Annotated in this window: 15 protein-coding genes and 1 pseudogene; 11 read left to right on the top strand and 5 right to left on the bottom strand. The window is 46.1% G+C overall.

From position 1 onward, the window contains the following. Positions 1-108: 108 nt before the first annotated feature. Together ABXS88_RS00845 and ABXS88_RS00840 are read right to left on the bottom strand one after the other, a co-directional pair. The gene (locus tag ABXS88_RS00845; RefSeq protein WP_353673318.1) at positions 109-1,692 is read right to left on the bottom strand and encodes an HlyD family secretion protein; all 1,584 of its coding nucleotides are present in this window, start codon (positions 1,690-1,692) and stop codon (positions 109-111) included. Between the two features lie 65 nt (positions 1,693-1,757). Continuing rightward, positions 1,758-2,411 carry a TetR/AcrR family transcriptional regulator gene (locus tag ABXS88_RS00840; RefSeq protein WP_353673317.1) on the bottom strand — a complete coding sequence of 218 codons (654 nt, stop codon included), beginning with the start codon at positions 2,409-2,411 and terminating at the stop codon, positions 1,758-1,760. 539 nt (positions 2,412-2,950) lie between these two features. Here ABXS88_RS00840 and ABXS88_RS00835 point away from each other — a divergent pair. Then, entirely contained in the window at positions 2,951-3,622 is a 672-nt protein-coding gene (locus tag ABXS88_RS00835; RefSeq protein ID WP_353673316.1) for a recombinase family protein, read from the top strand. Between the two features lie 143 nt (positions 3,623-3,765). Here the strand turns inward: ABXS88_RS00835 and ABXS88_RS00830 are convergent, their stop codons facing one another. Continuing rightward, a complete protein-coding gene (locus tag ABXS88_RS00830; protein WP_353673315.1) occupies positions 3,766-4,233 on the bottom strand; it encodes a helix-turn-helix domain-containing protein in 468 nt (155 codons plus the stop codon). 253 nt (positions 4,234-4,486) lie between these two features. On the opposite strand from ABXS88_RS00830, the gene ABXS88_RS00825 reads away from it, so the two are divergent. The 8 genes and pseudogenes from ABXS88_RS00825 to ABXS88_RS00790 all read left to right on the top strand — a co-directional run bounded on the left by ABXS88_RS00825 (position 4,487) and on the right by ABXS88_RS00790 (position 8,205). After that, positions 4,487-5,005, top strand: coding sequence for a hypothetical protein (locus tag ABXS88_RS00825; protein WP_353673314.1), 519 nt, complete (start codon positions 4,487-4,489; stop codon positions 5,003-5,005). An 8-nt stretch (positions 5,006-5,013) separates the two neighbouring features. Beyond that, the gene (locus ABXS88_RS00820; RefSeq protein WP_353673313.1) at positions 5,014-5,277 is read left to right on the top strand and encodes an antibiotic biosynthesis monooxygenase; all 264 of its coding nucleotides are present in this window, start codon (positions 5,014-5,016) and stop codon (positions 5,275-5,277) included. A 49-nt stretch (positions 5,278-5,326) separates the two neighbouring features. Then, positions 5,327-5,797, top strand: a complete 471-nt coding sequence (locus ABXS88_RS00815) for a cupin domain-containing protein (RefSeq protein ID WP_353673312.1) — start codon at positions 5,327-5,329, stop codon at positions 5,795-5,797. A 23-nt stretch (positions 5,798-5,820) separates the two neighbouring features. Continuing rightward, the gene (locus ABXS88_RS00810; protein WP_353673311.1) at positions 5,821-6,180 is read left to right on the top strand and encodes a nuclear transport factor 2 family protein; all 360 of its coding nucleotides are present in this window, start codon (positions 5,821-5,823) and stop codon (positions 6,178-6,180) included. Positions 6,181-6,294: 114 nt separating this feature from the next. Next, positions 6,295-6,645, top strand: coding sequence for a transposase (locus ABXS88_RS00805; protein ID WP_353673310.1), 351 nt, complete (start codon positions 6,295-6,297; stop codon positions 6,643-6,645). A 10-nt stretch (positions 6,646-6,655) separates the two neighbouring features. Then, positions 6,656-7,240, top strand: a pseudogene (locus ABXS88_RS00800) (IS630 family transposase); the annotation flags it as partial. A gap of 22 nt (positions 7,241-7,262) precedes the next feature. Next, positions 7,263-7,598 (top strand): hypothetical protein, encoded by a 336-nt coding sequence (locus ABXS88_RS00795; RefSeq protein ID WP_353673309.1) that lies wholly within the window; start codon positions 7,263-7,265, stop codon positions 7,596-7,598. A gap of 115 nt (positions 7,599-7,713) precedes the next feature. Beyond that, entirely contained in the window at positions 7,714-8,205 is a 492-nt protein-coding gene (locus ABXS88_RS00790) for a hypothetical protein (protein ID WP_353673308.1), read from the top strand. Between the two features lie 337 nt (positions 8,206-8,542). Here the strand turns inward: ABXS88_RS00790 and ABXS88_RS00785 are convergent, their stop codons facing one another. After that, entirely contained in the window at positions 8,543-8,953 is a 411-nt protein-coding gene (locus tag ABXS88_RS00785; RefSeq protein WP_353673307.1) for a hypothetical protein, read from the bottom strand. Positions 8,954-9,657: 704 nt separating this feature from the next. After that, positions 9,658-10,722: an alpha/beta hydrolase gene (locus ABXS88_RS00780; RefSeq protein WP_353673306.1), complete on the bottom strand. Its 1,065-nt coding sequence runs from the start codon at positions 10,720-10,722 to the stop codon at positions 9,658-9,660. A gap of 450 nt (positions 10,723-11,172) precedes the next feature. On the opposite strand from ABXS88_RS00780, the gene ABXS88_RS00775 reads away from it, so the two are divergent. Together ABXS88_RS00775 and ABXS88_RS00770 are read left to right on the top strand one after the other, a co-directional pair. Further along, on the top strand, positions 11,173-11,844 hold the full coding sequence (locus ABXS88_RS00775; RefSeq protein WP_353673305.1) for a hypothetical protein: 672 nt from the start codon (positions 11,173-11,175) through the stop codon (positions 11,842-11,844). Between the two features lie 66 nt (positions 11,845-11,910). Further along, complete coding sequence (locus ABXS88_RS00770; protein ID WP_353673304.1) at positions 11,911-12,444, top strand: hypothetical protein; 534 nt, start codon at positions 11,911-11,913, stop codon at positions 12,442-12,444. Positions 12,445-12,469: the final 25 nt, after the last annotated feature.

The following is a 12,469-nucleotide window of genomic DNA, read 5'->3' as shown; positions in this document are numbered from 1 at the left end:
ATTTTCTAAGGATTGAGTCGCTGGTATTCGTCGGTTACGGTGAGATTGGGTCGGAACAGAGGGAGTTGGCATAGAAAATCTCAACTATCTCAAAAAGATAGAATCCCATTAATGCTGTGAACGATTTGATATAGCCTGTTTTCCTGTGGGAGTATCGACTGTCACCTTCACGCTTAAGCCAGGTTTAAGTTTATGTTCTGGATCAGCATTGGGCATAAATACCAGCCGAACGGGAACCCATTGCACAATTTTGTTAAAGTTCCCCGTCGCATTATCGGGGGGAATAATGGCAAAACTAGCTCCTGTAGCGGGACTGATACCAGCAACTTTGGCCTTAAAAATTTCACCAGGGTAAGCATCTACCTCCACTTGAGCTTCCTCTCCAATCCGCAATCGACCTAATGCCGTCTCTTTAAAATTGGCATCCACATAAATTTCATCGGTTTGTAAGGGAACGACCGATAGCACCGGCTGTTGAGCTTGGACTTTTTGACCGACTTGGGCCGTCAACTGTCCGACATAACCGTTAATAGGGGCTTTAACCTTTGTGTAAATAATTTGCTGACGAGCCAGAGCTAATGCGGCTTTAGACTGTTCAACTTGAGCCTGAGCTTGCTTTTTTTGGTCTGTTTGAATAATGACATTCTGTCCAGAAACCCTTCTTTCAATAACTTGTCCTTTTGCTGCTTCAACTTCGGCCCGTGAATGTTGGAATTCAGCCTGAGCATTTTTGACCTCAGCTTGCGCTTGAGCCACACCTTTCTTAGCAGCGATCACTTCACTTTGGGCATTCTCTCTAGCGGCCCTTGCTGTATCTAACTCCTGCGCTGAAACGGCTCCTTCTTTGTATAAAAAGTTGTAACGATGAAAATCTGCCTGAGCTTTGGTGAGAGATGTTTGTGCTTGAGCGACACTAGCCTGGCTGATGTCAACCTTTGCCAGAGCTTGATTGATATTGGCTTGGGCGGCGATCGCGGCGGCTTCCTTAGCGGCAACATTTGATTGAGCTTGCTGAACCTGGGTTGGATTGGTTTGACGAACCACCGTGACAGAATCTTTGGCCGCTCTCAATTGTGCTAAAGCTCCAGCTAAATTCGCTTCTGCCTGTTGAATTTTAAAATCCAAATCTTGGTCTTGTAAAACAAAGAGCGTCTGCCCTGCTTTGACATAATCTCCATCATTAACCAATACTTTTTCTATCGTTCCTGAAATTTTGGCAGAAATCGGGGAAAGATGACCTTTAATTTGAGCATTATCCGTTGATACATGAGAAGTTTGGAATTGCCACCACCGTTGTGCAAAGACAGGACCCGTTATTAGTGCGATGAGGCCAACGGTTAAAAATAATACCCGTCGAATTTTTTGACCTAGGTTTTTTGATGGCTCTTCTGCCTCTTGTTGATCACTCAAGGATTTCGGTTCTTCTCTGACTTGATTAACGGTTAACTTATTACCATTTGAGCCTAGAGAATCATTTTTTTCAGTATTGAGAACGAGTTCTTTGGATTCAAGAGAATTTGGCGATCTTGTCCCTTGTTCATTCGATATTGCTTGGAGTTGATGCCCAGTGGCATAAATTTTGGGTTGGGCATGGGTTGATGATTGAAGATTCGACTCTTCCATTTTTTGTAGAGACTGAATATTAGTTTCACTGACTTTTCTAGGATGATGTTGTGTTTGAGAGCGTTTCATATCTACCTCGTCATTACATACAGCTATTACATTTGGTCATCGCAACTAAAAAGTTCAGACCTTAATTAATTTCTCGGCAATATTGGTGCTAAAAATGGAGTCTGCCCAACAGAAAAATTAGATATTGCAATGCCTCTTACAAATAAATTGACACATTCTTGAATATATTCTTGGTGGCTATAACCGCGTTCAAATGGAATAACATGTCGGCGAATCATGCCAGATAAAAGCATTCCTGTTAATTGATCTACTGCCATCGGCAAATTAACATCGGAACGAACACAGCACTTTTCAACCCCTGTTTGTAAATAAAGAATAAGTTTTTCTCGCAATGGTAGAAATGATTCCTGAAGAACTCTTAATGCGTCTGCTGGATGCCGATGGGCTTCACCAATAAACATTCGGAATAAAGCTTCATGCTCTTCCAAAATGTCGTCGTGGAGCTTGGCATATTTCAATAGATCGTCATTGAGGTTATAAGTCCACTTATTTTGATGGGTGAAGGCCTCCATCCATAGGGCAGTGATATGTTGGGCAACGGCACTCAGTAGTCGCTCTTTGCTCTGAAAGTGACGAAATAAGGTGACTTCGCTCACCCCTGCAACACGAGCAATTTCACGGGTTGTTGCTCCCACATAGCCATCAGTAGAGAAAACGGTGATCGCGGCTTTCAATAAAAGCTCACGAGTCAATTCTACATTTCGATTCGTTCGGCTCATTTGAGTTATGTAAGTGCTAACTTACATATTATAGCCTATAAAATTAGGGGGGTTACGGGGGTTGCTTTTCCCTGTGGTGCCTCCTGATGGATTTACTTCCAGTGTGGGGCGGGGAATGATTGGCGATCACCGTTGCTATCGGTTGTATCAGGCTGAAAATACCGGAGACTTCATCTAAGGCTTGATATTAGCAGCGGAAAAATTCTGGTCGTTAGTGAAGCGCCAAAGGCAACTGTCCCATTTTGGGTAACTGGCTAATCAAACACTAGAAGCCTTAAACGGCGCAAAAACGTTCTTCGCAATTTGAAGTGTCCCATTTATGGATCAATATGAGACAGTCTAAGTCAATAAGCATCTTCAATGGATGCTATCTGAAAGCTCTAACTGGTAAGCTTTTCAGTCTTAACGACCATTTTTTGTCCATTGCTAAAACTAAGCCAAGGCGAGCGTTTTTGTACAGTATTCTATAAAGTCGGATATTGTTTTGAAAAATGTTATGTTTAAAGCCAGCTAAGGCTATGTCTAGTAAGAGCTATGTTATGAAATTGGTTGGCTATTGTCGAGTTAGCACTGAAGGACAAGAGGATAACACCTCTCTGGAGAGCCAGCGGAAACGGATAGAGGCCTACTGTAAGGCCTTTGGCCATGAGCTGGCCCATCTGTTTGTCGAGGTCGGCTCGGGCAAGAATACCACCAACCGTCCCCAGTTCCAACAGGCGATGGCGATGGTGGCCAATGAGGCTGACGGGATAGTGGCCCTCAAGTTAGACCGCATCGCCCGTAATTGCCGCGATGTCTTGGCCCTGGTGGAAGATGTCCTACAGCCTAAGAATAAGGCCCTGGTCTTGCTCGACCTTAATGTGGATACCTCGACCCCGACCGGCAAGATGATTTTGACGATGATGGCGGCGGTGGCCGAGTTAGAACGGGCCCAGATTAATGAACGTACCCAAGGCGGCCGCAGGGCCAAGGCCCGCAAGGGCGGTTATGCTTACGGCGCTCCTAAGTTTGGGACAACGGCTCAGGATGGAGAACTGGTGGCAGATGACTCAGAGCAAGAGGTCATTGCCCTAATCCGTCGTCATCGTCGCTCTGGCAAGTCCTATGGCAAGATAACAGAGTATCTGAATAATCAGGGCATAGCCAGCAAGCGCGGCGGTCAATGGCAGGCCATGACGGTCAAAAGAGTTTTGGATAGAAGGGCAGGATAGGTTCTGACTCAGAGGGTCTTTGCGACTTCTACCAAATGTAAGGTTTTGTATTTGTCTTTTACCTAAACCCAATGCTTTGCGGTAGTTTTCATCAAAAAGCAGTGACCACGCTGCAGGTGCGACATAGTCGCTAGTTATGTTTTTTAGTCCATCTGATCGGACGATAGATCCTCTGCTAACAGCTTCATAATTTGATGCCAGGTCGCCTCACCCTCTTGCCCAACAATGTCAAACACCTTAGTAAACCGTTGTCGCTGATCCCCAGATAATTGTTTCTCCAGATCTAATCCCGCTTGGGTCAGCGCCAATTGCTTGATGCGACGATCGAGGGGGTCAGTCTGTGCTTCAATTAACCCTAATTTCGTCAATTGCCGTAATGGAGCATTTAAGGACTGCTTGCTGACTCTCAGCATTGCTAGCAGTTCATTCACGCTTAAGCCTGGATGACGACCCACAAAATACAAAATTCGATGATGCACTCGCGAAAGCCCCTGCTCCGCAAGGATGGCATCTGGTTTTGCGGCCACAGAACGAAACGCGAAATGCAGGGCTTCCAGAGCCTTGTTGAGTTCTTGCTCCCGTTGAGAGTCGAGATGATTTAGGTCAGGCATGTTGACATAATAATGGATTCTCGGATAAATTCAATACGTCAATCTTGATGACATATTTTTCATCCCTTGCCAATCTTCAGATCTTGTCAAGAGGGGAGAAGCGATAACCTTTGAATTGGATCATCTATTTATCTGTACTGATGTTGGGGCTGGGATCGCAGATCGTCTCGTCTCGTTTGGGTTCGTTGAGGGTTCGTCCAACACTCATCCTGGGCAAGGGACTACGAATCGGCGGTTCTTTTTTCACAATGCGATGCTGGAATTGTTGTGGGTTCATAATCCAGAAGAAGCACAGTCTGAGGCAATTTGTCGTACTCGGTTGTGGGAACGGTGGCGCGATCGTAATCTCAGTTGTCCCTTTGGGATTTGTCTGCGTTCTAGCACTGGTGCGAGTGATGAAATTGCGTTTTCGAGTTGGCAATACTATCCTCCCTATTTGCCGCCTGATTTGGGAATTGCTATCGCAACCAACAGCGATAATTTAACTGAGCCGATGCTATTTCAGATTCCGTTTGGGAAACGTCCCGATCAAGCGACTACTGGGAAGGCCCAACCGCTACAAGATCGCCTCAACTGGCGCGAGATCGATCGCGTCGAACTAGTCAGTCCTATGACAACAGCACCCTCTCCAGAACTCCAAATCTTGTTGGATACCCAACTGATCAGATTACGATTGGGTGCAGAATACTGCCTGGAGTTTGGAATTGATGGAGAATTTCAAGGTCAACGAATCGATCTCCGTCCTGATCTACCACTCGTCATCCATTGGTAACTTATCTCATGCACTACACTTTAATCATTCACGAAGTCGAAGATTATCTAGCTTGGAAACAAGTATTTGATCAAGCGGTATCGATTCGCAAGCAAGCGGGGGAACTTTCCTATCAAGTACTACGCGACGAGCGTGAGCCAAATAAGATTGTACATTTCTCGGTCTGGACTTCGACGACAGATGCACGGGCATTTTTTGAATCGCCTGAACTCGTCGAAATTCGAGCTAAAGCAGGTGTGAAGTCCCCGAATTCATCTATCTGCATCAGTTAGAGTCTGGTGTCTTATAATCCCTATTTGAAGTAAAGAGTTTCTTTCGACTATGAATCAATCTCCCATTTCAGCCCGTGCGGTTCCTGCAATATTGGGACAGACAAATTATCCAGAACCCTTTGCGTCGCAGGTCAGAGGACGACTGAAACGCAAACTGGGCGACTATTTCAGGCTGACACAGTTCGGGATCAATCTGACTCACCTTTCGCCAGGCTCTGTGTCTGCCCTGGTTCACAGTCACTCTAAGCAAGATGAATTTATCTTGATTCTGGAAGGGTCTCCAACATTGATACTGGGAGACCAGGAATATTTACTAAGTTCAGGCGATTGCTATGGCTTTAAAGCAGGGACAGGGATAGCGCATCAACTAGTCAATCGCTCGCAAGAAATAGTGACTTACCTGGAGATTGGAGATCGCACTCCAGGCGATGAAGTTGAGTACCCAAACGATGATCTCAAAGCAGCACAATCTATCAACGGCAAATGGATATTCACACACAAAGACGACCTTCCGTACTAATATTATGATTAACAGGAGCAACTATGTTAACCCAAGAACAGGCAAACCAATTTGCTTCTCATTGGATTCAAGCTTGGAATTCTCATGACCTCGATGAAATCTTGACTCACTATGCGGAGGATGTGGTTTTGGTCTCTCCGGTTGCAGTAAAAATTCTGAATGATTCGTTCGGGACAGTTCAGGGTAAAGCAGCACTCAGGGATTATTTCAAGAAGGGGCTTGAAGTTTATCCTGACCTCAAATTTGAGCTTCTCGATGTGATGTGGGGAATATTCAGTGTTGTTGTTTATTACATCAATCAAAAAGGTCTAAAAGCAGGTGAATTGATGGAATTAAGTTCAACCGGAAAAATTACAAAAGTAATCGCAAATTACAATGGGTAATGCAAGGCATAACAACCTCAATGCAATCGACCGCCGAGAGGTTACAGCAGATTCTCCGACGGAACGGTACAATGCAGGACGAGCCTATCACTGCATTAAGAGCCATAGAGTACCATGCCTCCTCTATCCATGGAGCTTCGAGAGAGAATTATCCTTGCCTACGAAAAAGGTAATACTTCCATCAGAAAGGTCGCTGAGCAGTTTCATGTCAGCAAAACCACCGTCCATGACCTTATCGTCTTAAAACGCACCACTGGGCAACTGATGCCCAAGCCACCTAGTGGAGGTAAGCCCAGTCGCCTCATGGGCACCGAAGCCCAAGCGATTGCCATGGTAGGCAAACATCCCGATTACACTCTGAGCGAGTATTGTGAGCTTTGGCTAGAGCGAACGGGTATCGATATGAGCGAAAGTACCATGTGTACCTTTTTGAAGCGCCTGAAATTAACTCGTAAAAAAAACTAAAAGAAACCGTAGAGCGAGCCTAGAGGAAGTACAGCAAGAAAGACGAGATTACTGGTCAGTCATTGGGCAAGAAGAACCGGAAAACTTGGTATTCCTGGATGAAATGGGAATTTTACTGGGGATAATGCGCGATAGGGCTCGTAGCTTGGCCGGGACGAGAGCCTATGACTTTGACTGTACCTACAGAGGACAGCGCCTCAATTATATTGGTGCGATGAGCCTCAATGGTGTTTTATCGCTCAAGCTCTTACCCCAATCTCTTAATAAAGAGTTGTTCCAAGAGTATGTCAAGGAGGAACTAGTACCGAATCTCTGGAAGGGAGCGACCGTGGTGATGGACAACCTCCAGGTTCACAAAGTAGAAGGAGTCAAAGAAATGTTGGAGGAAGTAGGGGCGAAGATTATTTATCTGCCGCGCTATTCGCCTGACTTCAATCCCATCGAGCATCTCTGGTGGGAATTGAAGGCTTTTGTGCGACGCTTTAGACCCAAGGAGCGAGAGACCGTAGAAAAGTTTCTGAAAATAGCGGTTCTACTGAATTCTGCTGACACCAGAAAAAACTACTTTACCCACTGTTGCTACTGTGCCACATAGATGGCGAATCCGCTGTATCACTTTGGAAGTAAGCAATCGAATTGGTTCAATAGAGCAGTGTCAAAATTTGTTTAGGAACGCTGGTTTTGAGGCAGTTGAAGTTAAAATAGAGCAGTATGGCAGCTATACGAGTTTGGCTAAAGCAAAAGCAACTTGGGATGGGGTCGTTGTGCATCCTTCGTCTACCTCACTCAAGGTCTCTGGTAATGGATTGTATCAATTGACATCAGTACAATTAGTGCAAGCCAAAGCTGATTTTGATGCAGAACTGGAATCTCTTCAGGCTAACCAGGGAATCTGGGATGATCTCACTACTCTTTATATTTTGGGTCGAAAGCCTGAGCATAGATGCTTGTAGAGTCTTTAATCGCCGCATAACAAGCCTAGTGCAGCGGACGGTTGAGAGATCTTGGTGATGATGCAAAGGTGATCTGCCGCCGCTGACTAGGAACATTATACTGCCTGAGTTTCGAATGAAGTATCGACCATTATTGATAGCAACTTTTCTAGCGGTTACTTATTTGCAAGGGGCGCAACCTGCTGAACTTGATTCCAATAAGTCAAATGGCGAGTTGAAGGTGACAGTTGAACATGATTGTGCGCCTTGGGATGGGGCAGCTTTCGGTCTATGGATTCCTGCGGAAAAATTCGGAGGTAGGTCGAATTCCTGGATCCATTTAAGAATTTGGAGAGCGCCTGAAGAATCTCGAACTACATTTATCTTTCCAGATCAGTCACAAGGGCAAGAGATCGGCACTGTAATGTATTACCTTGACCTTAAATTGCCTCAGTCAATTGTCTGGCAAAAACAACCCCGCCAGGAGTTGAAAGGTAAAGTCCGGTTTACCCGAGTTAACAACAACGAATCGGTTCTTGGAGAATTCGATTTCTTGTCGGAAAGGAATATTCATCTTAAAGGAAACTTCGAAGCACGGTGGATTAACAAAAGGGCACTGTGCGGGTAAGGCGGTACACCTTCCCAGGGAAAATCTCAACAAAAGAATCTTCCGCATTTTTTTGAGGAATAGTGGCTGGGGATTGTTAGCGCGTAGCCACTGATGCGAGAAACTAGTGTACTCTATACAATGGGGGCAAAGATCTAACCGGTGGATGCGGCTAGGAAGGCAACAGCAGCCACCCCAATCCCCAATTTCATCCATGTTTTTTGTGTTTCAAGGCAATGTTCAATACTATTCCAGCGCCTCGATTTCCATGCTTGCCACTTTTGATGCACTCTAAGAGTAGGTCGCGTTGTCCTGCAAGAATAAAGCTAACAAGCCAGCTAACGCCATATTAGACAGCTCATTCTTCAAGAATCCAGTCATCCGCTTCGCACTCGAAGGTGTTATCGCGAAGGTAGAATAAGAAATTACGACCCAGCGGACGAGTGTCTTCGAGCATGTGCCAATCATTGGGGCAACGATCCAGCTCTAGGTCACCTGAAATCTCATAGAACTCCCCCCAAGCTGGCGCCTTTCCGCTGAAGCGGCACTGCCCGCGATACCAACCCTCGTCGTTAGTCGGTCCAAGACGATATTTTCGCGCCCCTTTGAACCGAAGACGGAGGCGTTGTTGCTCGGTAAATCGCGGGAACTGAAAGGGATTAGCCAGGAACGTTAGCAAAACATCTCGACCATCGACCTGCACCGCTGGGTCGGGGACATTTGGTTCGGCATTCCATCCGCTATTTAGTTGTCGGAATTGCGTCGCCATGCAAGTCTGTCCAACGGCTGAATTCAACCGCCGCAAGAAATTTTTACTAGATAATAGAATTTTGTTTGCGGTCAGTTGCAATAATTTTTTCTAGAGAGCGCAGAACAATCCCAGACCAATTATGTATTTAACCAAATAATTACTACGTTTAAACGAATATTACCGCAGGCAACCTTTAACAAAGATTAAATTTTCTGAAGAGAATAGTCTGCGCATTTCTTCATCAAGCTTTCAATGCTGATTTCTCTCACAACTATTGAGGTGCAATACCTGGCTTGTAAGCATTCAAGAGCTTTATGCCTAAGGCTCACTCGAAAAGTTTGTGCCCATGCTTTCGCAAAATAGAAACGGACAAATTTTACAAGCCCACTCCCAAATAAAAGCTGTCAAGATAGACTCTATAACCTTAGTAAGGGATTGTTCGGAAAATCCAGAAGCAGCCTTAAACCTGATTGACTGACAAAAGTGGGTTGTGAGTAGCTGAAAGGCTTGCTGTAAGTTAATTTCAGGGATAGAAGTAAAAGAAGGGGGAGCCAGGGTTCTAAGCTTAGATACGACTCAAAACCTAGTTGACCGACAACTATACCCACTGTCCTCCTTAAAGGGTTATTGGGCTCAGGGGCGATCTGGGGTGATCATCTCGTTTCCAATCAATTAGTTTCCCTAGTGAGTAGGGCCCGGTTTCCATCTGCTGCAGGTGTGTTTTATTTACCGGCTTGTTTTTCGAGCCAGGCGGACAAGGCCGTTTGAACGGCAGCCGGTTCTTTCATAATCAGAAAGTGGTCGCCGGCAATTTCCACATAAGTTCCCAAATTGCCAATCTCACCAACAATGCGGTGCGCTTCGAGGGCTGGCATGCGCTCATCCTGACTGCCCTGGATAACCAGCACAGGCAGTCCCAGTGCGCGAATTTCCGCGCTTTTGGCGATACCGTCGATGAAAAACAAACCGCGCAGGGCTTTTTCATCGGTCAGTTTGGGTGCTAGGCGGTTGAGTCCGAACCCGCCATTGGAGAATCCGCCCAGGTAAATATTACGGATGCCCCGCTCGGAAGTGAGATAACGCAGTGCTGCGCGTAGGGAGGCTTCGCCGTCCGGTTGCCACCACTGACCCTGCCAACCGGTGGAGGGACAAACCGTCAGCGCCCCAAAACGGCTAGCGGCGCGGGAGATTTCCCAGCACTGGGCGGTCACGTTGCCTCCGAATCCATGCAGAAAAACGACCGCCGTCTCCGGGTGAGAATTAGCTTCCGGTTTAATGAAGATGGTATCGAAGCCCTCCGCTCCCTGCAAACCGAGATAGGTATCCAGAACGGGTGAGGGCATTACCGCCTGAACCTGCCGCAGGGACGAATAATCAGCGTTGAGCGCTTCGGCTATGCCCACATGTTCCCTGGCAGAGGAGCCACCGATTTGGTGGAATAGCGTTTCGCCAAAAATCACCGCATCCTGTTCATCAATGACATAGCCCAGCCAAGGCGCGCTGTCTCCCGAAGGTAGGGTGAGCATCTCCAGCACGGGGTGTGGCTCCCAGATGCCGAGTCCAACCCTTGTAACGGTAAGCAGGAGAAGGGTGAGCGCGCCAGTCCCCGTCGCCAGCCAGACAGTGCGCCAGGGGGACAGAGTTAGGCCAAAGGCCAGGGTTAATCCGCCGAGCAGGTATCCAATCCCCCAAACCGAAACCGGGATTTGGGTCGCTAGACCGGCCAGCAAAAGCAGGGGAATGAATAGGAAAAAGCCAAAGATGGATAACGAGGATTTAAATCGCATGACTGAATTATAGTCATGATTGGCAAATACACCGTCTTTCTATCGGGCACTATCTATTTAGAGAGTGAGAGCTAGAATAGTTCTGTAGGATAGATTTGAGAAAAATGAACTGTGTGTATTGTGAGGGTAAACGGTACTGGTCTCTAAAAGAGGGATCGTCGTCTAAATCCCTTATTGCAGGTTTTCAAGCCAGCGGGAATAGGGGATTTAAATCCTTTTCCAGTAGGTGTTTCAGTGCTAAATCCATCGTAAAAAGACCAGGGCCAGCAAGGTTAAAGAAAGGCGGAGGAAAGACTTGTTACAGTACAAAATAAGGACGTTAGAGAAGGTTTCTATTTATCTGGATTTGCGGCTATAGTTGGCGGGCATAGGTGAAAAGATTATTATAAACGGTCAACTTTTCTAAGACCTCGGCTAGTATTAAAGCTATGGCCCCCTAAAACTTAAGACATGACTGACTTCAGCGAATTAGTGGCTCCCCCTAATCGAGGCTTTATTATTATGACCTTGGTGGGGTTTCTGCTGATTCTCTTAGCGGTGATGACCGGAGCCGCCCCGGATTTAATCAAAAGAGAAGAAGCCAAAGATCCGCCTTTATTGAGAATTCCCTTAATGGGTTGGTTGTTAGCGTTACTGGGGGTGGGAGAAGTCCCAATCCTTTTTCTGCTGGGTATTTATCCATTTATGGTGGGTCTGACGGGATGGAGTGCGAACTTACTCTGGTTTCGTCAAACTAGTTCCTATCCTACCTTACCACCGGCACCTTGGCTGATTCGGGGAAGTGGGTTAATGTTAGCGCGTTTTTTAGTGGGGATCACGAGACGTTTTCGGCCACTCCTTAAAACCCAAACCGTTGCCGAAAAGCTAATTCCAGAGCGATTTATTGGCACGAAAGGTCAGGTGTTAGGGGTCTTAGGCGGGGGATTATTGGAAGTTAATGTCTATGATGATTGGGGAAAATGCTCGGTACAAATTTATGGATTGCCCTGGGAAAAAGCCTCTGACCAAGCGTTTGCCGTCGGCGATCGCGTCTACGTTGTGGATTTAGTTGCCCCCCGTCGTTATGCACTAGTCAAAGCCGATAGCAATGATGAATTGAAAGCGTTGGTGGGCAGTGAATAGTGAATAAATTTTATCTCCTCTATCCCTATCTCCCCATTCCCAACTCCCCTTATTTTAGTAAAAACCATGAACAGCAAATTTGACCTGACCCCTAAAACCCCAACCCAGGCGATCACCGTTGTTAACCCCGACACTCCCTATCTAGCCCAATTATCTAGTCCCTTAGATTTGGGCTGGTTAATGCCCTTAGCGCTGTTTAGTGGAGGCATTCTCACGGTCTTGATTACCCTCTATTTGATGTTCACCAAATTTTATCGAGTTTGTAATACCAATGAGGCTTTTGTGATTTCTGGCCCGACCCGTGATAAGCAGGTGATTACCCGTTCAACCCTCTTTTTTCCAGGCTTTGAAACCATTACCATTGTGAGCTTAAATCAAGTCACGGTTTCCGTTGTTCGAGGGAATACCGCCGAAAAACCCCTGAGAACCAAAGATTATTTAAAAGCGGTTTTTAATGGTAGTTTGCAGGTGCGAGTCAATCCAGATCAAGATAGTATTCGTAATGCCGCCATGTTATTAGGAACGGGCAAAAAAGGTGAAAAGGAAATCTTAGTCGCTGAAGCAGAAGTGTTGAATGTTAGAAGAAAATCAAAAAGGTAAAGCCCCTAAACTTGTATAATTAGGG

The sequence above is a fragment of the Synechocystis sp. LKSZ1 genome (genome assembly GCF_040436315.1).
Taxonomy (GTDB): domain Bacteria; phylum Cyanobacteriota; class Cyanobacteriia; order Cyanobacteriales; family Microcystaceae; genus Synechocystis.
This window is presented reverse-complemented; position numbering and strand designations above follow the sequence as displayed.

What these genes read in the sequence shown, in the direction of transcription:
- ABXS88_RS00845 (WP_353673318.1), bottom strand. Translation starts at nt 1,692, where the DNA reads ATGAAACGCTCTCAAACACAACATCATCCTAGAAAAGTCAGTGAAACT.
- ABXS88_RS00840 (WP_353673317.1), bottom strand. Translation starts at nt 2,411, where the DNA reads ATGAGCCGAACGAATCGAAATGTAGAATTGACTCGTGAGCTTTTATTG.
- ABXS88_RS00835 (WP_353673316.1), top strand. Translation starts at nt 2,951, where the DNA reads ATGAAATTGGTTGGCTATTGTCGAGTTAGCACTGAAGGACAAGAGGAT.
- ABXS88_RS00830 (WP_353673315.1), bottom strand. Translation starts at nt 4,233, where the DNA reads ATGCCTGACCTAAATCATCTCGACTCTCAACGGGAGCAAGAACTCAAC.
- ABXS88_RS00825 (WP_353673314.1), top strand. Translation starts at nt 4,487, where the DNA reads ATGCTGGAATTGTTGTGGGTTCATAATCCAGAAGAAGCACAGTCTGAG.
- ABXS88_RS00820 (WP_353673313.1), top strand. Translation starts at nt 5,014, where the DNA reads ATGCACTACACTTTAATCATTCACGAAGTCGAAGATTATCTAGCTTGG.
- ABXS88_RS00815 (WP_353673312.1), top strand. Translation starts at nt 5,327, where the DNA reads ATGAATCAATCTCCCATTTCAGCCCGTGCGGTTCCTGCAATATTGGGA.
- ABXS88_RS00810 (WP_353673311.1), top strand. Translation starts at nt 5,821, where the DNA reads ATGTTAACCCAAGAACAGGCAAACCAATTTGCTTCTCATTGGATTCAA.
- ABXS88_RS00805 (WP_353673310.1), top strand. Translation starts at nt 6,295, where the DNA reads ATGCCTCCTCTATCCATGGAGCTTCGAGAGAGAATTATCCTTGCCTAC.
- ABXS88_RS00790 (WP_353673308.1), top strand. Translation starts at nt 7,714, where the DNA reads ATGAAGTATCGACCATTATTGATAGCAACTTTTCTAGCGGTTACTTAT.
- ABXS88_RS00785 (WP_353673307.1), bottom strand. Translation starts at nt 8,953, where the DNA reads ATGGCGACGCAATTCCGACAACTAAATAGCGGATGGAATGCCGAACCA.
- ABXS88_RS00780 (WP_353673306.1), bottom strand. Translation starts at nt 10,722, where the DNA reads ATGCGATTTAAATCCTCGTTATCCATCTTTGGCTTTTTCCTATTCATT.
- ABXS88_RS00775 (WP_353673305.1), top strand. Translation starts at nt 11,173, where the DNA reads ATGACTGACTTCAGCGAATTAGTGGCTCCCCCTAATCGAGGCTTTATT.
- ABXS88_RS00770 (WP_353673304.1), top strand. Translation starts at nt 11,911, where the DNA reads ATGAACAGCAAATTTGACCTGACCCCTAAAACCCCAACCCAGGCGATC.